The sequence below is a fragment of the Streptomyces sp. NPDC029138 genome (assembly GCF_055564375.1).
Map to the genome: position 1 here is coordinate 53707 of NZ_JBVHWM010000029.1, position 19232 is coordinate 72938.

The window sequence follows — 19232 nt, forward strand, 5'->3', positions numbered from 1 at the left end:
CACCGGAAGGTTGTACGCCAGATGGGGGCAAATAGGGAATCGTGCCGTCCGCGAGTTTCCCTCGAACAAGCCCGGTTCTTCGGGGCTGCCCCCCTTGGGCCGGGCCTTCTCCTCTTCGGCGGCGGCCTTCTCCGGGGCTGTGACCTTGTGGCCCAGGCGCATCCCGGCGGCGTCGTGGTGGGCGCGTGCGGTGGTGGAGTCGATGCTGACCAGGGACAGGTCCACCTCGCCCCGCTTCGCCGCCTCCGCGATCAGGTCCTCCAGCAGGGCATCGGACACGCAGGCGCCACGCCACTGGCGGAAGCGGTTGGAGACGGTTGGCCAGGCACCGAACTCGCTCGGCATCTCCCGCCACTGTCCGCCGGTCCGGAACCGCCAGATCACGCCCTCGAACTGCTGCCGCAGGGTCTTGGGGTCGGGCCGTACTCGCCGATCGGCACGTGCGGCCCGATGAACTCCCACTCCTCGTCCATCAGTTCTGCGCCCGTCACGCACGACGGTCTGCCGGGCCAGGGCCTGGAACGGGGCGAGACCCCCGGTTTGATCACGACCCGATCCGCGCCCTAGGCGGGGTGCGGGGCGGGTGTTGCCGGAGCGATCGCGACCTTGCGGGTCTCGCGCATTATCAGCAGGCCGTTGACCACCATCAGTGTCGCGGTCAGGCAGTGGACGCCGAGCGCGGTGGCCAGGGAGCCGTGGTGGGCCAGCACGGTGGCCATGTCGCCGTACGCGGCGAGGGCCTCCACCAGCAGCACCCAGCCCAGCGCCCGGCGGTGGCCCGACACCAGCAGGATGCCCAGGACCAGGGCCCACACGACGTCGCGGATTCCCTTGATGATCAGGAAGCCGTCGCCGCCGCCGGACGGCCAGCTCGGCAGGCGGAAGCCCGGCGCCGTCGTCTCCGGGCTCAGGATGAACTCCACCCCGAACCAGGGGATGAAGAGGATGAAGGCGGCGGCCAGTACGGTGTTGATCTTCTTCAGCGGCATTGTTCTTCTCCTCGCGAATCTTCGCCGGCTTGGTGAGCTGGTGAGCTTCGTGGAGCGTGCTGAGTCGTACGGGGCCTGATCAGGCCGCGTGGACGCGGCTGATCGAGGGGCGTAGCTTGCCGGGATCGCAGTTGTGGGATACGAGCGGCAGCCGCATCTCCGAAGGTCGGGATTTCGGTGGTCAGCCGCCCCGAGGAGTGGGGGTTGTGTGCCACCGGCGCGGCGTCGGCCCGCGCGGTCAGAAATCCGAAGCCCTCTCGGGCTCATCCCGACGGGGCGAAAGCCGTCGATATGCAGGGGCGAACCAGCGCATGTCGGGGCAGCGGTGGTATCAGACCAGGGCGGAGACGAGCAGGGCGAAGGCGGCGATGATGACGGCGACGCGGATGTAGTGCCAGCGCTCCCAGCGGTTCAGCTGCTCCTTCCAGTCCGCGGGCCGGTTCTCGGGGGTCCAGGTCTTGTTTCGGTTGTTGATCGGGACGAGCAGCAGCATCGACATGACCACGCTGACGATCAGCAGTCCGGCGGCGGTGACGACGAGTCCGGCGCCGTGGTGGTGCCATCCGGCGACGGCCCAGAGCGCGCTGAGGACGAGCGAGCCGATATACCAGAACGGCATCAGGGCGCCGAGCATCCGGCCGCCGTGGGCGTGGCCGAGCTGGCCGCTGTCCTCGGGGAGCGCGTCCAGGATCCGGTTCATGATGAAGGCGACGGAGAACTCCACCCCCACCATCACGCCGACGACGACGGTGGTGACGACCTCGAGTGCGTTGAGCATGACGATCCCTCCGTGAACTAGCGTTGCTAGCTGATGAGGCAACGCTAGTGCTGCTGCCGCTCGGTTGTCTAGCGATGCTAGGATCGATTCATGTCGGTACAGGAACGCAAGCAGCGCGAACGGGCGGAGCGCGAGCGCCTCATCGTCGCGACAGCCCGCGAACTCGCCGAGCAGCAGGGCTGGGACGCAGTCACCACCCGCCGGCTCGCCGAGCGCATCGAATACAGTCAGCCCGTCCTCTACAGCCACTTCCGCGGCAAGCGCGAGATCATCGGCGCCGTCGCCCTTCAGGGGGCCGCCGAACTGGCCACGGCGGTGCGATCCGCGACCTCCGCCGCGGACGGCCCGCGCGCCAGGGTCGCCGCCCTGGCCCGCGCCTACCTCGACTTCGCCGCACGCAACCCGGCCGTCTACGACGCCTTGTTCCAGCTCGACGGCGGCCTGGCGTACGCGCAGGAGGACACCCCCGAGCCTCTGAAGGACGCCTTCGCCGCCCTGCTGGAGACTCTCGGCGAGGTCACCGGCGACGGCGTCCACCCGGGGCTGTTCACCGAGGTGTTCTGGGCGGCCCTGCACGGCCTTGCGACCCTGACCCGCGCGGGCCGCCTGCTGCCCGAGGACGCCGAGCCGAGGGTGGAGCTGCTGGTGGACCGGCTCGCCATGGTCTGACACACCGTCCCGGCGGGCACGCAGCCGGGGCCCTCGGGTCCCGCCGCTGCCTGCCCGCGGCAACGCTTCCGGTCATTCGCGTCCACACGGCGCAGCCGCAGATCGCCGGGCCCCGCAGCCCAGACGGGGCACCCGCCCCGGAGGCTGCGATGCTCATTGATCACGACCCGATACGCGCCCCAGGTGCCCGGTCCGCTTCGGTCCCTCCGGCCGCCGGTCACCGACGCCCTGCCGGACGCGCGGCGCACATCCAGGCGCAGCCCGGGCCAGCCGCGCGCGAGCCGGCCAGCGGCTGCGGCCGCCAGCGCACCCAGCGCGGCGGGCACCTCGCGCTCGGTCGCGGCCGGCACGGTGGTGCCTACCTGGAGCCGGACGTCACGCGTAACCGTGATCCAGGCAGGTGGCGGCGTTCTGCCGGCCGCGCCCGGTTGACACCGTCGCTGTACTGGGCGGCCAGGAACGCCCGGCTGCGCCGAGAGCGAGGACAGCGGCCGTGCCTTCCGGAGGATCGGTTTCCTGAAGACCGTCCGGTATGCCTTGCCGCCCGCGCCACCCGGCACCGTCGCCGGCCGCTCCGCCCCGCCCCCGCGCCCGGCCGGCGACGGTGTGCCGCCCGAACTGCTGGCGCTGGTCACCTACCGCTGCGGCCACATCAACGCCTACCTCGCCCGCGTCCAGCACGTGCAGGCCCTGCCACAGCGACAGCATGACGCAGTGCCAGGCCCAGGCGCGTTGAGACAGACGTTCGGGCGGTTCGGTGAAGGACTACTCACCGAACGTCTCCGCCAGGGAGCGCGGCAGGTCGCTGGCTCCGCCCACGGCCGGCATCAGGTCGCACGTGGCGCTGCGGAGCCCGGCCGGCGATGCCGGGCCCCTGGCGGCCACGCGTGCCGCCCGCCCACGGTCCTGCCCCCTTACGCACCGAGCCGGTTCCACCGGATCGGACTGGCCGAGGGCTCAGTCGGCCTCCTCGTGATCCAGCTTCAGCCGAGGAGGGTTTCGCCGATGCCGGAGCCGGAGGAGACGCCGTATTCCTTGGGACCGTAGACGCTGACGCCGCTGGTGCTCAGGCCGCCGCTGGTGCCGCGCAGTTGCCAGACGGCACCGGTGTCCTCGTTTTCGCCGGGGGCGGAGACGGCGAGGTCTGCCTTACCATCGCGGTTGTAGTCGGCGAGGCGGACCTGGGAGCCGAAGACGTCGTTGAACTCGGCGCTGCCGGGGATGCCGGTGGTGTCCTGTGAGTAGCGTGCCGCGCCGGTGGTGGTGAGCCCGCCGGCGCTTCCGCGCAGCACGAGTACGTCGCCTCCCCTGGAGGCTCGCCCGAGGGCCTCGTAGGGGATGCCGATGGCGAGGTCCGCGCGGTGGTCGCCGTTGATGTCGGCGATGGACATCGCCGCACCGAACTCGTCCTCCTTCTCGTTGGCGCCGGGGATGCCGGCGGTGTTCTGGTGGTAGACGCGGCCCGAGGGGGCGAGACCGCCGTTGATGTGGGCATCGCCGTAGCGGACGGTGACGTAGCCGGAGCCGTTGCTGGGATCGGCCAGTCCGTTGGGGTTGAGGCGGGGGTTGGACAGGGCGATGGCGAGGTCGTCGCGGCCGTCGCCGTTGAGGTCTCCGGCCTCCACGCGGTCTCCGCCGGCGAGCCGGGCCTGGGCGGTGAAGGAGTCGGCGTCGGTGGTGCCGGGGTCCTGGCCGTAGACGAGGGTGGTCTTCTGCTGGACGACGGCCAGTTCGTCCTTGCCGTCGCCGGTGAAGTCACCGGCCGCGAGGTGGCCGCCGCTGGTGGAATCGGGGCCGTAGACGTCGTAGCCGGCGGGGGCTTTGCTGCGGGTGAACGTGCCGGAGTACAGCCGCAGGGACGTCTGCCCGCTGACGGCGATGTCCGGGCGGGAGTCGCCGGTGAAGTCGCCCACGGCGATGTCGGAGCCGAACAGGCGCCCGGGGTACGTCGGTCCCGAGGGCAGCGCGAGGGCACTGCTGAACGGTGCGGTGCCGCCCCACAGCACGGTCACCGAGCCGTTCCCCGACGCGTCTCCTTCGCTGCCGACCAGCAGGTCGGCGTACCCGTCGCTGTTCATGTCGCCGCTGGCGAGGCTGCTGCCGAAGTAGTCCTGGTACCCGGGCGTGCCGGGGACGTTGGCGGAGTTCTGCGTGATGTAGACGTGCTTGCCGGTCAGGCCGTGGGCGGAGCCGAAGGTGAGGAGAACGGCACCGGCGTTCTGCTTCCCGCTGATCGTCTTGCTCGGCATGCCGATGGCCAGATCGCTGTATCCGTCGCCGTTGAAGTCATCGGCCAGCTTGGACCCGGCGGCGACAGCCTGGCCGGCCGAGACGGCCACCAAACTGCCGGTGAGACAAGCCGCCAGGGCCGCTGCCACGGCAAGACGGACTGAGTGACGCACGAAAACCTCCTGTTTCACCGCAGACACCGACAGCGTCCGCGAACCGGAATGGTGGCCCGCACCCCCGTGATCCAGCGGGCTCCCGCTCGATCACACGATGCGTAACGAAGAACAGACGCCCCACCGCCACCGATGGTTGTACCGGGGTCGGGGACGGCGGCGTGGAGGCAGCGTTCCGGGCCGGGGGCCCAGGACTTGGGCAGGTGGAGCGCTCGGTCCGGGAAGCGTAGGGGAGGTAGGCGGCGACCTGCGAGTTCTCGATCCGGCCGGCGGTTCCGGTGTACTGGCGCTGCTGGCCCACCGTGTGCGTGCCCTTCTTCAGGTCGTCGGTCTTGTCCACCGGTCCGAGCACCAACTGCCATGCCCGATACCGGGGTTCGACCCGGTCGGAATCGCTGCCGCGACCCGGCCCATCAGGCCCTCGGACATCACCTGCGATCGGGCGGGTAGCCACGGCAAGATCGTCGGTCTACCGCTCTGTTCGCTCATCACCTCGACGCGAACGGCAGCAGTGCGGCGAGCTCGTCACGACGACGAACGCGGGCTTGCCGACCTCGCAGGCTCCGTAGCCGACCGTGTCGTCCTAGCACGTCAAGGTGACCGTCCCGAGGGCCGCCGCACCCGCTACAACTCGCCGACCCCGGCGCGGTCACGCGCCGGGTGACCTCCGCACCGCCGTCGTCGTCGAGACCGGCAAGACCTGCCAGGGCTCCCGGGAGGGCGGCGATGAGGGGAATCCCGTAGGGAGGGCCGGCTCAGGCAGACGGCGTGGCGGGCGGTGCGAGCCGGTCGGCAGACGCGCACGCTCCCGTCAGGCAAGGTTCGCCTGGCCCGTTGCCGGACGAGCCCGCAGGGTCGCTCAGGGCCTGCGGCCATGAAAGGTGCGGCGCAGGTCGCTCACCCAGGCCTCGGGATTCTCCCAGGGGATGAAGTGGCCGCCGTGGTCGTGGGCGTTGACATTGGCGTGGTGGAACCAATCGGCCTGCGGTCCGGTCTTGAACGCCCGGACACGCTCGTCCGCGGTGTGGATGCCGGGCGGGTTCTCGTACGTCATGAGGGTGAGGCCGACCGGGGCCTGCACGACCGGGGTGCGGTCGTGGGCGGGGGCCCAGGGATAGCGGTTGGCGTTGGCGTAGTAACGCATCGACGTGGCGATGGAGTTGTTCGCCCAGTAGATCGTGGCGTGGGTGAGCAGGTCGTCCTTGGTGAAGACGGATTCGAGGTCGCCGCCGTTGTCGCTCCAGGCGTTCCAGCGTTCCAGCAGCCAGGCGAGCAGTCCGGCGGGTGAGTCGCTCAGCCCGTGGGCCAGGGTGGCGCCGTCGAGCATGTGCACCGCGAGGTGGGACGCGAAGTGGTGGTCCAGCTCGATGATGCGGGCCCGGACGTCGGCGGGCTGGTCGTCGGTGAGGGGCCGGTTCCGGGCGAAGTCCCAGGCGCGGGGGCCGGTGAAGAAGTCGAGCGGCAGCCCGGAGCCGATGTGGATGCCGTACAGCTCGTCGGCGTACTTGTGGCCGAGCTGGCTGGAGACGATCCCGCCGATGTCGCAGCCCCCGGCGGCGTACTTCTCGTATCCCAGGGTCTCGGTCATCAGGGTGTGCCAGAGGTCGGCGACCTTCCAGAAGTTGACGTCCGGAAAGCCGGTGAGCGGGCCGGGGAAACCGAAGCCGGGCAGGGACGGCACGATGACGTCGAACGCGTCGGCGGGGGCACCGCCGAAAGCGGCCGGGTCGGCGAGCGGGTCGATCACCTTCGACCAGTGCCAGAACGTCCACGGCCAGCCGTGGGTGAGGATCAACGGGATCGGTCGGGGGCCGCGGCCGGGCTTACGCATGAAGTGCACCGGGACACCGGCGACGCTCACCTGGTAGTGCTCGTAGACGTTGATGGCGGCCTCGGCCTTGCGCCAGTCGTAGCCGTCCCGCCAGTAGGCGACCAGCTCACGGAGATAGCTGTCCGGGACGCCGTACGACCAGTCCCCATTCCCCTCGTCCAACGGCGGACGGGTCAGCGTGAGACGGGCGCGCAGGTCGTCGAGAACCTCGTCGGGCACATGGATCGAGGTGGGCTCCAGGGGGAAGGCGTGCGGGATGGTCATGCCGTGATTCCTTACCGGATAAGGGGGAGCGGTGTCGTCCGCCTTGTGGGGTGGTGGGGTGTCCGAGCCTGGTCATTTCAAGGAGCGTGGGCAGCGATGCGGCGAGTGCCCGCCGATGGTGCGAGTCGAGCCGGCCGGCCAAGGCGGCCAGGCGACCGATGCGCTCCGTTCGCCGCGGCTCGACCACCTTGGCGCCGGCGCGGACACTCAACGGCTCTGACGATAGAACGTTTCCCATCCGCCTCGGGGCGGTGTTGCATCGCTGCTGCTGATGCAGCTCTTCGACCGCACGGCCAGAGCCGTCCGAAGTGCTGGACAGCGTCGGCCTCGACCACTCCACCGTGCACGGCAAGCTGCTGAACATGTCCCGGATTACGGGCTGTTCCTGTTTGCCATGCTGTTCGACTGCGTGGTCCATCCCTCGCTGGGAGATGCGCCGCTGGACTTTCCTGCCGTACGCGGCGTCCGGCAAGCCCCCAGCCGGGTGCGCTCCGTCTCGGGCCGACGCCGGGCCTGGCGAAGCTGGAGGGTGTTCAGTCGACACTGTGGTCGTTTCCGCACTTCAACGCCCGTGATTCCGAAGGCGAGGACGTCCGATCCGCTTCGGTCGGACAGCTCATCGCCGTCTACTGGATCAACCACCCGGCCGGACGCCCGTACGTCATGGACATCATCTGCATCGGCTCCTGGCAGACCTGACCGGCACCCCGGGCGCCGGACGACCTGGGGACCGCGGCATCCCGGGCCAATACGGGCGGTGCGGGTGATTTGGCGAGAGTGTGCTTCCCGAATGGCCTCCTGCCCGCGATGTTGCATGCCATGCGCGGGAGGAGACGGCCATCGCCGTGGTTCGGCGTGACGGTTTCTCGCGCCATTCAAGGCCGATTGCAGTAGGCGTCGATCCCGATGGCGGCCGCCATGGAACGGCGGCCGGCGGTTGGGCGCGCGCCAGGCGGAGCGTCCCGGTCAGCCCGCGGCCGGAGAGCCCGATCATGCGGCTAATGCCCCAGATATGACATATATGGTATGTGTGAGAAAATAGTGCAGATGGCATTAGGGGCTGGCGGGTTTCATCGGAACCCTCGGCTGGAAGGGCTCAGACAGGCGAGAGGAGCTCATCATGATCGCCAAGCTGCTCGGCAAGCTGTCCTTCACCCGCCACTACGGCGCGTACGGGGCCCACGAATGGGACGCGTACGCCGGCGACTGAGTCTGGTGGCACTCCCAGCGGGCGCCCCCGGGCGCCCGTCGGCTCCCAGCCGCGCTGCCGACGACATCGGCCTGGACAGGTACGAAGGCCGGGGACGATCTCATGGGCCGGATGAATGAGCCGCCGCAGTTGCCCGGAGGCAGCTTCGGGGCCTGGAGCCGTGACCGGCTGGAGGTGGCACGCCGTGGCGCTGAGGAGTGCGGGGACGTCTGGCAGCTGGAGCCGGGTGTCTACGTAGCTGCCACGGCCGGACCGTGCGAAGCAGTGCTGCGCCGCGCGCAGGACTTCCCCAAGGCACCCTCGCCTCTCTTCCCGCCGTTGAAGGGGTCCCACGGAGCACCCACGGCTGAGGAGCGTGCGCACGCTCACACCGCCCGCATGCGCGGACTGCGCGCGCAGGCGGTCGCAGCCCGGGTCGGTGAGATCGCGTCCGGAGCGGCTCTCTTCGCTGACCAGTGGCCCACGGGCCAGGACGTCGAGGTCCTGCCCGCGGCCCGGCACGCCCTGGCAGAGATCGGTGTCCGCTACCTCTTCTCCGAGGACGCTCCGGCCCTGCTGCCCTTCGCCTCACAGCTCTTTCTCGCCCGGGAAGTGCTCGTACGCCCCTCGCGCTGGGAATGGCCGCGGTGGATCCCCACGCCGGCACGGCGGTTCCGCACACGGCAGCAGGCCGCCTTCACCGAGGCTTTGAGGCCCATCGTCCGCCGGCGCCGTTCATCGGGCCGGCTCGGCGACGACGTGCTCGGGCAGATGCTCCAGCCTTCCTCCCGCTACGGCCCACTGCCGGAAGAGGCCGTTCTCGACACCCTCCCCGGAATCACCGTTGCCACCTTCGAGGCACCTACCCGGGCGGCCGGATGGATCCTGCTCCACCTGGCCCGGCATCCCCAGGCAGCAGACCGCGTCGCGGCCGAAGCCGCCTCGCTGCCCGCGGACCCGGCCGCGACGACCAGCGCCCACCTCGACACCCTGCGATACACCCAGGCACTGGTACGCGAGGTGCTCCGGCTGTACCCCCCGAGCTGGCTACTGACCCGGCGGACCAGGCGGCAGACTCAGCTCGCCGACTACAGCATCGACGCCGGGTCCACCGTTCTCGTCTGCCCCTACACCGCACACCGAGACGCACGCGAATACTCCGAGCCGGACCAGTTCCGGCCCGAGCGCTGGCTCGACGGTTCGGGCTCGGCGGTGAACCCCGGGGCCTTCCTCTCCTTCGGCACCGGACCGCATGGCTGCGAGGGAGCCGCCCTGGCCATGGCGATGCTGACGCTCCTGACCGCGCACACGGCCCGCTGTCACCGCTTGAGCGAGCCACCCGGACCGGAACCCGGCTACCAGGTCACCACCTTCGAAGGTCTCGCGACCGCGGGCTTGCGCCTGCGTGCCACCTCGCGCGGCCCAGGCCGGTCTCACTTCCAGTGACTCGCTCGCTCATCATGGTTCGCTCATCATGGCTCGCTCATCGTCTGTCGCTGGTCGAACTCGTCGGCGAGCAGGCCCATCATGACCAGGTCGTGGTGCCGGCCGGCGAAGAAGACGTGTTCTCGCAAGCGCCCCTCCTCGGTGAAGCCGAGCCGACGTGTGAGTGCCAGCGATGCCTGGTTGTGGGCGAAGATCACTCCCAGGCACTTGTGATAGCGCCGCTCGGCGAACATGAAGCGCAGCAGCAGCACCAAGGCTTCCGTCGCATACCCCCTGCGCCGGTGCTCGGCGCCGATCGTGACATCGAATTCGAACCAGCCCGAACGAGGGCCGGTGTGATGCGAACCGACCGTGCCGACCAGCTCTTTCCCGGCTGTCGTCTCGACTGCCAACCGGAAGCGGTCGCCATCGCACTGGGCGACAGATTGCTCCCTCGCCCAAGCGCGGTAGCTCTCGGCGGACCGAGGTAGGTCCAGCGGGCTCCCTCGCCGCCCGTCGTCGGCGAAGCGCGCGAATGCTGACCAGTCGTCGGGCTCGACAGCCCGCAGGCGTACCCGTTCACCAGTCCAGGACGATGCCATGCCCGATTGGAACACGCCGCAGTGCGCGCGGCGCCGAGAGGCACGCCGAGACAGGCGCCGCCCACTCTTCCCGGTCTCACAGCTGACCGAAGCCGACGAGCCACGCGGGGGACCGACGCGGAACCAGAGCAAGCCGGGCCCTCGGGCCGAGCCCCCTCGAACTGCGGCGGCACCGAGGTGTCCGTGTCGGCAGCATGCGAGCAGGAGGGGTGTCCGAGCAGGGCCTGTCTTCTCATGCAAGCGAGAAAAGCTGAACTGTACGCACTTGACCTGACGCAAGCACGCTGGGTCAAGGGCAGCAAGACCGCCTATCAGGTACGTGCGTCGAGGGTGCGGACGTTGGTGGTGGGGCTGTGGCCGTCCGCGACTCGAAATGCCGAGGTCTGCCACCTCTGCGGTTCACCGCAGAAGAATGGGCGACCTTCCGAAGTGGCGTGCGCGAGGGCGAGTTTGACTAGAACATCGCGCGTTCACCAATGCGTAGCCGGGCCCGGCATCACACGCCGACTGTTAGCGATTCTCAGTGAGTATGTGTTCGCACGCGGACATCAGGGGCTACGCCGGCGGTCAAAGGACACTGGCGCACCCTGACCCGGCTCGCCGCCGCCCACCGGGCCACCGCCCGTGAGGCGCTCAAGGCCGCCGACGCCGCCTTCCCCACCTGCCCGAACCCGTCACCACCCGCGCCGCCCACACCCACCCCGCCTGGCACGAGCGGGCGATGGGCGTCCTGACCCGCGGCGAGTTCGCCGCCCAACTGGCCATGGTGCGCACCCAGATCCGCCACGCGCAGGCGAACCACACCCCGCTGGCCGACACGGCCCGGCACGTGAGGGCAGGATCGCCCGCACCGGTGCTGACCTCACGGGCATCGCGGTCCAGGAGGTCACCCATGGCCGGGCCGAGACGCTGCGTCGCTGGCTCCAGCTGGATGACGGCGCTGACCGTGCACGGCCGCCGGCTGCACCAGGTCGGGCTGCCGTACCACTGACACCTGGCCGTCGTCACCGCCCCGCCCGGTGGCCTGCGCGAGCACACTCCCGGCGAACTGGCCGCCGATGTGCTGCACGATCCGGCCATCGACGGGGCCCGGCTCGCCGACATGCCAGCCGGCTGGCTCTACCAGCGCAACGCGTGTGGGGCCTGGCGAGCGCGGCTTGGAGGGGCTGAACGCCCGACTCGGAGGCCATCTGGCAGTCACCGGGAATCCGATCGCCCCGGCCACGAGGCCGGCCAGTGGCACGCTCGCGGCTGGACCGGCGCCCCAGGGGAAGGCGGCCCAGCCGTGCGGCTTGCGGGGGTCAGCGGAAGGCGGCCCACCGTGCGGCTCGCGGGGGTCAGCGGGAGGCGGGGAAGCCCAGGTCCGGACCGGTCGCTGTCTCAGCCGGGTCCGGCCAGCGGTTCGTGATGACCTTGCCGCGCGTGTAGAAGTGCACGGCTTCGCTGCCGTACATGCGGTGGTCGCCGAAGGCCGAGTCCTTCCAGCCGCCGAAGGAGTGGTAGCCCACCGGCACCGGCATCGGCACGTTCACACCGACCATGCCGACCTCGACCTCCAGCTGGAACCGTCGGGCCGCGCCGCCGTCGCGGGTGAAGATCGCGCCGGCGTTGCCGTACGGGGAGCCGTTGATGATGTCCATGGCGTCCTCGTAGGTCTCCGCGCGCACCACGCACAGGACGGGACCGAAGATCTCGTTCTGGTAGGCGTCCGAGTCCGTGCTGACCTTGTCCAGGAGCGAGATGCCCATCCAGTGACCGTTCTCCAGGCCCTCGACAGTGAGGCCCCTGCCGTCGAGCACCACATCGGCTCCCTGGGCGGCCGCGCCCGCGACATAGTCCGCGACCGTGTCGCGGTGCTCCTTGGTGACGAGCGGACCCATCTCGGACGCCGGGTCGTTGCCCGGTCCTATCTTGACCTTCGCGGCGCGCTCGGCGATCCGGGACACCAGCGCGTCGCCCGCCGAGCCGACCGCGACCACCACGGAGACCGCCATGCAGCGCTGGCCGGCGGAGCCGTAGGCGGCGGACACGGCGGCGTCGGCGGCCGCGTCGAGGTCGGCGTCGGGCAGGACCAGCATGTGGTTCTTAGCGCCGCCGAGGGCCTGGACGCGCTTGCCGCGGGCGGAAGCCCTGCTGTAGACGTGGCGGGCGACCGGAGTGGAGCCCACGAACGACACGGCCGCCACGTCCGGGTGGTCGAGCAGTGCGTCCACCGCGACCTCGTCGCCGTGCAGGATGTTGAGCACACCGTCGGGCACGCCCGCCTCGGCCGCGAGTTCCGCGAGGAGTATGGACGCGGACGGGGCCTTGCTGCTCGGCTTGTGGACGAACGTGTTACCGCAGGCGATCGCCATGGGGAACATCCACATGCTGATCATCGCGGGGAAGTTGAACGGTGAGATGCCGACGACCACACCGAGTGGCTGGCGGATCGACGCCACGTCGACGCGGCTCGACACCTCCGTGGAGGTGTCGCCCTTGAGCGCCATGCCGAGCCCGCAGGCCAGTTCGACGATCTCCAGGCCCCGGGCCACCTCGGCCAGCGCATCCGCGTGGACCTTTCCCTGCTCAGCGGTGATCAGTGTGGCGATGTCGTCGCGGCGCGCGTCCAGCAGGGCGCGGTAGCGGAAGAGGATAGCGATCCGCTGAGCGAGCGGGGACGTGCGCCAGGTGGCGTATGCCTTCTTCGCGGCGGCGACCGCGGCGTCGGCCTCGTCGGCGCCGGCCAGCGCCACCCGGGCGGTGACCTCTCCGGTCGCGGGGTCGGTCACGGGGCCCCAGGTGCCGGAGGCGCCTGCGACGTCTCCGAAGGGTTTGCCATCGATCCAGTGGGTGACGGTCTTCATCGCAAGACTCCTTCGAAGATGACGGCGGCGGGCTGCGAAGTTCCCGTCGTTACGCCTCATGGGCGTCGACTGCGGCCGGACGGGGCCGTGTCCGCAGCCATGGGCACGTGCCACCACGCCTGCACGGGTGGCCTGCTGACGTCGAACGTACTGCTCCGCCTTCCGCACAGAGGCAGATGGCGGGCTCGGGGCCCGTAGTGCCTCCAGCAGGTCCCGTACTGTGGTGGCGCGGGTCACTCGCCTCCCGGGCACCGCCGCGCTTCCCGCGGGATCGACGGTGGCGGCTCCTCGGCACAGGATCCCGCCGGCGGCCCGGAAGCGGCGGGCGGTCCCGCAGCCTTCGGCGCCGGCCGGCGACGGACGTGATCGTCAGCCCGCGTGGCAGGTCCCCCCCGGACGCCGGCAGGTTGAGGATGCCATCCGGCGAAGACAGCGATGCCCTCGGCCGCGTCCTCCGGCTGTGCGATGGCGCGGGCCGCCGCCCGGGGGTCTACGACGGCGTCTTGAACCGGTCGGCGGCGAGCGGGTCGCGGTGACCGAGGTGCCGGAGACCTACCGTGCCTGGTACGCGCCCCCGCCGCGATGTCCGCCCTGCTTGTCCAGTGCCGCGACAGGCAACGTCTGCCTGTGAAGGAGCGGCGTCCGGTGCGTGCTCTGGACGTAGCCCCTGCTCCAAGAGCTTGGGGGAGTGCCGGCCGGAAGTCCTTGTGCTGGACCTACGTGGGCTTTCGGTCGGTGCGGCGAGGGGGTCTCTTCTGCTCGACGAGCTTGGGGGAGCGTGCCGGGCGTCGTGGCGGGGCGAACGTGGCCTGTCGGGGCGCTAGGGTGCGGTGATGGCGGTGCGGTAGAACTCGGCCGCGGTGACGTTGACGGGGACGCCGAGTTCGGCGGCGACCGCGGTGATCGCGCTGTCGCCGATGGCGAGGTCGGCTTGGCCGTCGGTGGTGAAGTGCGGTGCGATGAACGTCTTGTAGTGGGCCCGGGCTTCGTCCGCGGTGTGTCCGCCGAGGAACGTCTGGATGTACCGCACCGTGGTGTCGGGGTCGTTGCGGATCACGTGCAGGGCGCGCCGGTGCGCTCGTACGACGGCCTGGACGGCGGGGTCGTCCGGGTCGGTGTAGGTGGGGTCGACGGCCAGGCCCACGGTGGGGATCTGGAAGTGGTCGCCGATCCAGGCCAGCACCTGCCAGCCGTGCTCGGCGGCGACCGCCTCCGGCGCCATGGTGCTGCCGACCAGGGCGGCGTCGATCTCGCCGTCGCGCAGCCGGCGCAGGTCCATGCCGTAGTCGCCGGGCGGGCGGACGATGGTCTGGATGTCGCGGTCCGGGTCGAGGCCGGCCCGGCGCAGCACGATCCGGGTGAAGCATCCGGGTGCGGTGTGGGGGGCGTGCACCGCCAGCCGTCGGCCGGCCAGGTCGGCCAGGGAGGTCAGGCCGGGGCGGGCGAGGAACCAGAACAGCGGGCGGTGGGTGTTGACATTGAGCCCGACCCAGGGAGTGCCGTCGGCCAGTCGGGACAGCAGTGCCCGGCCGAGCCCGATGGTGGCGCCGCGGCGCAGCCGCTCCTCGTCCCAGGTGCAGCCGTCGCGCAGCGCGACGTGGACACCCTCGTCGGCGTAGTAGTCCTCTTGGTCGGCGACGTAGGCGGCCAGTTCCTCGTGCAGGCCCCGCCCGACGTAGGCAAGATCGATCGTGTACATGGATACTTCCTTGATCGTGTCACCGTCATGCGTGCGTGCCTGTCACAGGCGCTGCGGCGCGTGGTGCTTGAGGCGACGGTGTGCCGGATGCGGATCGGTTGTCGGCCGGACCGGGACGGTCGGGCCCCGTGTGCGGGGGACGGCGAGGCGTCAGTACATGGTCATTCCGCCGTTGACCGCGGCCGTGGTGCCGGTCATGAAGGCGTTGTCCTCGCTGGCGTAGAAGGCGACCGCTTGAGCCACGTCGGCCGGGTGTGCGAGGCGGCCCAGGGGGGTGGCGGCCACCTGCCGCTGCTTTTTGGCACCGTCGAGCACGTCATTGGCGATGCGGGACTCCACCGGGCCGGGCGCGACGATGTTGACGGTGATGCCCTGCGGGCCCAGTTCCTGGGCGAGGTACCGGGCGAACTGCTCCAGTGCGGCCTTGGACGTGCCCAGTGCGATCATGCCCTCCCGGGGCAGGCGGCTGAGGCCGGTACCGAGATAGATGATGCGTCCCCAGCCCTGTTCGGTCATGGCGGGCAGGACGGCTTTGGTGACCGCGAACGCCGCGTGCATCTCGGCGTCGATCTTGCCGCCCAGTTCTTCCCACGTGATGTCCTGGAAGGACTTGACCGCATACGGGATGAGCGCGTTGTGCACGAGCACGTCGATGCCGCCCCATGCCGCCCGGACCTGCTCGACCAGGCTCTCGATGGCGGCCACGTCGCGCACGTCGGCCTGTACGGCCATGGCCTGGCCGCCGGCGGCCTCGATGTCGGCCACGACTTCCTCGGCTGCCTTGCTGCTGCTGAGGTAGTTGACCACCACGCGCATCCCTCGCGCGGCCAGAAGACGCGCGGTGGCCGCACCGATTCCGCTGCTGGCCCCTGTCACCAGTGCCACTCTGCCGGTTGTCCCGGTCATGGGCTCACCTCCTCTTCGTCATCGTGGGCCATCGGAATGACCGCCCCGGGTTGTGCACCGTCGATGCCGGGGCGTGCCGAGCGGATCGCCCCGTAGAGCACGGTGTCGACGGTCGCCCGCAGCAGATCCGCCGCGGTCCAGTCGAGTTCGTGCGGCAACTGCGAGACGAACAGCCGCTCCAACGCGCCGCGGGTGATCTCACTGAGCAACTCGGGCGGTGCCGGCAGCAGTCCCCGCCGGTGCCCGTCCCGGAACACCTCGTCGACGCGCCGGTAGATCACCTCCTCCACACGCTGTTCCACGTACCGGCGCAGCATCGCGTCGCCGCCGCGCCCCGTGGCGAGCTGAGCCGCGCCCATCCGCCCGAGCTCCGTGCCTGCCGCGATCAGGAACCGCTGGACCCGCACATCGAACGGCTGCCCTTCCGCGTCCTCGGCCGCCGCCACCAGCGTGCGTTCCACCGCCGCGAACTGCCGGTCCAGGACCGCGGTCAGCAGGCTGCGCTTGTCCGGGAAGTGACGGTAGATCGTCTTCTTGCTCATCCCCAGCTCACGAGCGAGATCGTCCATGCTCACCCGCGCGAAGCCCGGCGCGAAGAACAACCGGCCGGCTGCCTCCGCGATCACATCGGCACGCTGCCTGTCACGCTTGGAAACTTCTGAAACTGATTTAGTTTCCACCATTTCCTCATCGTGGGCGCCCACCTCCGTGGTGTCAAGACATGCGCCGTCCGGGCGTGCCGAGCTGCATGGCCACATGCCGCGACTTGGACCGGCGGTGAGGAGCACCTGCACGCCAGGGACACGTGGTTCCTCCACGCGTGCGCGGTGACCGCCGGCAGGGCCTGACCGAGGGGCGCGCCAGGCACGCGACTCGTCAGCCCGTCGGCCGGTGCTGTGGAACCCCCGGGTGCCCTACGCGGCGGTGGCGGGCCCGAGGAGCAGCGAGACGATGTCGTCTGCCCGGGGGGCGGTTTGCCGTGCAGGGTCGATCAGGCTTGGAGCTGGTCCATGGGCCGGGACCGGGCCCGGGCGATCTGGGCGGCGAGCCCGGTCATGGCGTCGTCCAGGTGGACCCCGTGAGTCTCGACGAGTCCGTCGGTTTACGGCACGATCGCCTGCCGCAGCCGCGCCACCGTCTGGGGCACCACAGCCGTCAACCCGGACGCCACCGCCCACACCCCGCTGCGCCACCCGGGCCAGTACGTCGACCCCGAGACCGGCCTGTTCTACAACTTCTTCCGCACTACGACCCCGAGACCGCCCGGTACGTCAGCCCCGATCCACTGGGCCTGCTGTCCGCGCCGAACCCGGTCGCCTACGTCGACAACCCGCTGGACCTGTACGACGCGATCGGCCTGGGCCCGTGCCGCAAGGAGCACTACTCCTGGACTGACGGCGCGGGCGGACGCGGCGGCAGCATCCGCTACAAGCCGCACGACCACCTCGGCCGCCCGACCGGCGTCTCTCCTGCATCCGCCCCGAGATGCTGGACACGGGTGCCGAGGCGGGCGGCACCCGGCCGCCCGGCTGGCGCGGCAACGGCAACGCGTTCAACGAGGCCCGCGGCCACCTCCTCGCCAACCGCCTCGGCGGCGCGGGCACCCACCACAACGCCCGGCACAACCTGGTGACGCAGACCAACAACCCCACCAACTCGCCCTACCCGCGCGACCTGGCCGAGGCGCCGATCTACGAGGCGGTGAAGCTGGGCGAGATCGTCCAGTACGACATCACCCCGATCTACGAGGAGATCAACCCGATCCCCATCCGCCTCGAGTACGCCGCGTACGGCAACCGCGGATTCGAACTGACCGGCTGGCTCGACAACCCCGCCGCCGGGGTACGCACCGCCATACCAGGATGGAGACCCTGACCGGGGGCCCGGGGACACGTCGGCTCGCTAGAGTCCCTGCGGCTCCGGCCCTGACGCGCCCTGACCCGCTCGACCTCCTTCAGGAAGCCCCGGCTGATGCCCCGTTCCACCCCGCCCCGCCCCGTCGACGTGGAAGCAGCCGTCCCCGAACTGACCGCACTGCGCCGCACCGCGTTCCGGAATGGGGTGTGCATGCCGCATGGACTTGATGGACTGGGGCGATGAAGATCCTGTCGCCTCGTGTCCTGCGGGCTCTTGAACGGTTCAACGCCAATTATCCCTGGGATCACAACGCCCACTACCATCGCTGGGTCCTGCGGCAGTTGCCGAGGCGCTTCCACCGCGCCCTGGACGTCGGTTCCGGCAGCGGTGATCTTGCGAGGCTCTTGGTCGAACGAGCCGACGCTGTGAAGGCCGTCGATTCCGATCCGGTGATTACCGCCCAGGCCCAGAAGCTGACTCCCACTACGCTCCCCGTCACCTTCACCGTCGCGGATGCAGTAGCCGAATTTCCTGCCGGCCTCTACGACGTCATCACGTGCGTCGCCACGATCCACCACCTGCCGTTCGCCCAAGCTCTCACCCGTTTCCGCAGCCATCTGGCGCCAGGAGGGACCCTGGTGATCGTCCGCCTGTCCCGCGCCCAGACCCCGGTAGACCACCTGCTCGGTGCCGTTGCCATCCCAGCCAACGCCGCCATGGGCTGGCTGAAGAACAAGGGGCGCTCCCTGCCGCGGCCCGTTTCCATGACGGCCCCTACTCGCTCAGCGGACATGACCTTTAGCGACATCGTCCGTGAAGCCAGAGGCGTCCTGCCCGGCGCGCGGCTCCGGCGGCGGTTGTTCTGGCGCTATACACTTGTATGGAATCGGCCCTGAGTGGCCCGTGACTTCTTCGACCAAGTGTCGGTGCGGGGGCTCTTGCGAGTCAGGCGCCGGGTCATCTTGGTGATGAGTGCCCAGTTCAGGTGGGCTTCGGAGTGCTGGGGCAGTCGCTCGTAGTCGCGTGCGTTGCGGCGGGCGTTCATGCACCAGCCGATCGTGCGCTCGACCTTCCAACGGCGGGGCAAGACGACGAAGCCCTTGGTGCCCTTGGTGCCCTTGCGCCGGGAGACGACGCGCAGGGTGAGCCAGACGTTCGCGGACCCAGTCCACGAGGTCGCCGGCGTAGCCGCGGTCGGCCCAGACCTGGGTGATCTACGGCTGGGTGAGGCGCAGGCGCCAGAACACGTCGCGGGCGGCGTCGCGGTCCTGGATGTCGGCGGGCGTCACCGTGATCATCACCGGCAGGCCCAACGTGTCCACCGTGACATGTCGTTTTCGGCCGTTGATTTTCTTCGCGGCGTCGTAGCCCCGGCTGTTGCGGCCGACGGTGGAGGCTTCCATGACCGACTGTGAGCCCACGATCAGCGTCACCGGGTGCGGGCGGCCCTTGCCGGTGCGGATCCGACGGCGAAGCTGGTCGCGGATGTAGGTGATGACCCCGGCCCGGTTCCACCTCCAGAAAAACCCGTAACCCGTCTCCCACTGGGGGAAATCCGCAGGCAGAGCCCGCCACTTCGCGCCGTTGTCGACGATGTAGCGGATGCCGTCGATGATTCCGCCGTGGCCGCTTCTCCGGATGTCCGCCGGTCTTGGTCTGGCAGGCCGGGACCGGCACACGGTCGGCGCATAGGCGTTTGAAGGTATGCCCACTGCATCCACGGTCCGGCACCACCTCACCTCAGTGTGTCAGCGCCTGTTAGCTCGTGTGTCATC

15 protein-coding genes and 5 pseudogenes are annotated in these 19232 nt (G+C 70.1%); 8 read left to right on the plus strand and 12 right to left on the minus strand.

Features of this window, described 5'->3' with window-relative positions; translation table 11 throughout:
* Positions 1–51: 51 nt before the first annotated feature.
* From ACZ4WH_RS22680 to ACZ4WH_RS22690, 3 genes and pseudogenes are all read right to left on the minus strand, one after another.
* Positions 52–491 (minus strand): annotated as a pseudogene (locus ACZ4WH_RS22680) (transposase); the annotation flags it as partial.
* A 72-nt stretch (positions 492–563) separates the two neighbouring features.
* A complete protein-coding gene (locus ACZ4WH_RS22685) occupies positions 564–989 on the minus strand; it encodes a DUF4267 domain-containing protein (RefSeq protein WP_468183130.1) in 426 nt (141 codons plus the stop codon).
* 331 nt (positions 990–1320) lie between these two features.
* Positions 1321–1767, minus strand: a complete 447-nt coding sequence (locus tag ACZ4WH_RS22690; RefSeq protein ID WP_468183132.1) for an anthrone oxygenase family protein — start codon at positions 1765–1767, stop codon at positions 1321–1323.
* Positions 1768–1857: 90 nt separating this feature from the next.
* On the opposite strand from ACZ4WH_RS22690, the gene ACZ4WH_RS22695 reads away from it, so the two are divergent.
* Positions 1858–2436 carry a TetR/AcrR family transcriptional regulator gene (locus tag ACZ4WH_RS22695; protein ID WP_468183134.1) on the plus strand — a complete coding sequence of 193 codons (579 nt, stop codon included), beginning with the start codon at positions 1858–1860 and terminating at the stop codon, positions 2434–2436.
* 983 nt (positions 2437–3419) lie between these two features.
* Here ACZ4WH_RS22695 and ACZ4WH_RS22700 read toward each other — a convergent pair.
* From ACZ4WH_RS22700 to ACZ4WH_RS22710, 3 genes and pseudogenes are all read right to left on the minus strand, one after another.
* A complete protein-coding gene (locus tag ACZ4WH_RS22700; protein WP_468183136.1) occupies positions 3420–4838 on the minus strand; it encodes an FG-GAP-like repeat-containing protein in 1419 nt (472 codons plus the stop codon).
* 146 nt (positions 4839–4984) lie between these two features.
* Positions 4985–5178 (minus strand): annotated as a pseudogene (locus ACZ4WH_RS22705) (transposase); the annotation flags it as partial.
* A gap of 519 nt (positions 5179–5697) precedes the next feature.
* Complete coding sequence (locus ACZ4WH_RS22710; protein ID WP_468183138.1) at positions 5698–6933, minus strand: epoxide hydrolase family protein; 1236 nt, start codon at positions 6931–6933, stop codon at positions 5698–5700.
* A 341-nt stretch (positions 6934–7274) separates the two neighbouring features.
* Between ACZ4WH_RS22710 and ACZ4WH_RS22715 the strand changes: the two are divergent.
* Together ACZ4WH_RS22715 and ACZ4WH_RS22720 are read left to right on the plus strand one after the other, a co-directional pair.
* Positions 7275–7485 (plus strand): annotated as a pseudogene (locus ACZ4WH_RS22715) (telomere-associated protein Tap); the annotation flags it as partial.
* 1036 nt (positions 7486–8521) lie between these two features.
* The gene (locus ACZ4WH_RS22720) at positions 8522–9568 is read left to right on the plus strand and encodes a cytochrome P450 (RefSeq protein ID WP_468183140.1); all 1047 of its coding nucleotides are present in this window, start codon (positions 8522–8524) and stop codon (positions 9566–9568) included.
* Between the two features lie 26 nt (positions 9569–9594).
* On the opposite strand, the gene ACZ4WH_RS22725 is transcribed toward ACZ4WH_RS22720, so the two are convergent.
* Positions 9595–10149, minus strand: coding sequence for a GNAT family N-acetyltransferase (locus ACZ4WH_RS22725; protein ID WP_468183142.1), 555 nt, complete (start codon positions 10147–10149; stop codon positions 9595–9597).
* A gap of 353 nt (positions 10150–10502) precedes the next feature.
* On the opposite strand from ACZ4WH_RS22725, the gene ACZ4WH_RS22730 reads away from it, so the two are divergent.
* A complete protein-coding gene (locus tag ACZ4WH_RS22730; protein ID WP_468183144.1) occupies positions 10503–10607 on the plus strand; it encodes a DUF397 domain-containing protein in 105 nt (34 codons plus the stop codon).
* 263 nt (positions 10608–10870) lie between these two features.
* Entirely contained in the window at positions 10871–11140 is a 270-nt protein-coding gene (locus tag ACZ4WH_RS22735) for a hypothetical protein (RefSeq protein WP_468183146.1), read from the plus strand.
* A 346-nt stretch (positions 11141–11486) separates the two neighbouring features.
* On the opposite strand, the gene ACZ4WH_RS22740 is transcribed toward ACZ4WH_RS22735, so the two are convergent.
* The 4 genes from ACZ4WH_RS22740 to ACZ4WH_RS22755 form a co-directional block, all read right to left on the minus strand.
* On the minus strand, positions 11487–12995 hold the full coding sequence (locus ACZ4WH_RS22740; protein WP_468183148.1) for a CoA-acylating methylmalonate-semialdehyde dehydrogenase: 1509 nt from the start codon (positions 12993–12995) through the stop codon (positions 11487–11489).
* 820 nt (positions 12996–13815) lie between these two features.
* On the minus strand, positions 13816–14694 hold the full coding sequence (locus ACZ4WH_RS22745; RefSeq protein WP_468183150.1) for an ABC transporter substrate-binding protein: 879 nt from the start codon (positions 14692–14694) through the stop codon (positions 13816–13818).
* Between the two features lie 150 nt (positions 14695–14844).
* The gene (locus ACZ4WH_RS22750) at positions 14845–15600 is read right to left on the minus strand and encodes an SDR family NAD(P)-dependent oxidoreductase (protein WP_468183152.1); all 756 of its coding nucleotides are present in this window, start codon (positions 15598–15600) and stop codon (positions 14845–14847) included.
* Complete coding sequence (locus ACZ4WH_RS22755) at positions 15597–16304, minus strand: TetR/AcrR family transcriptional regulator (RefSeq protein ID WP_468183154.1); 708 nt, start codon at positions 16302–16304, stop codon at positions 15597–15599. The genes ACZ4WH_RS22750 and ACZ4WH_RS22755 overlap by 4 nt, the downstream gene beginning before the upstream one ends.
* 402 nt (positions 16305–16706) lie before the next feature.
* Between ACZ4WH_RS22755 and ACZ4WH_RS22760 the strand changes: the two are divergent.
* From ACZ4WH_RS22760 to ACZ4WH_RS22770, 3 genes and pseudogenes are all read left to right on the plus strand, one after another.
* Positions 16707–17011, plus strand: a pseudogene (locus ACZ4WH_RS22760) (RHS repeat-associated core domain-containing protein); the annotation flags it as partial.
* 74 nt (positions 17012–17085) lie between these two features.
* A complete protein-coding gene (locus ACZ4WH_RS22765; protein ID WP_468183156.1) occupies positions 17086–17475 on the plus strand; it encodes a DNA/RNA non-specific endonuclease in 390 nt (129 codons plus the stop codon).
* A gap of 221 nt (positions 17476–17696) precedes the next feature.
* Positions 17697–18353 carry a class I SAM-dependent methyltransferase gene (locus tag ACZ4WH_RS22770; protein ID WP_468183158.1) on the plus strand — a complete coding sequence of 219 codons (657 nt, stop codon included), beginning with the start codon at positions 17697–17699 and terminating at the stop codon, positions 18351–18353.
* Here the strand turns inward: ACZ4WH_RS22770 and ACZ4WH_RS22775 are convergent.
* Positions 18353–19134, minus strand: a pseudogene (locus ACZ4WH_RS22775) (IS5 family transposase); the annotation flags it as partial. The gene ACZ4WH_RS22770 and the pseudogene ACZ4WH_RS22775 overlap by 1 nt on opposite strands.
* Positions 19135–19232 lie beyond the last annotated feature (98 nt).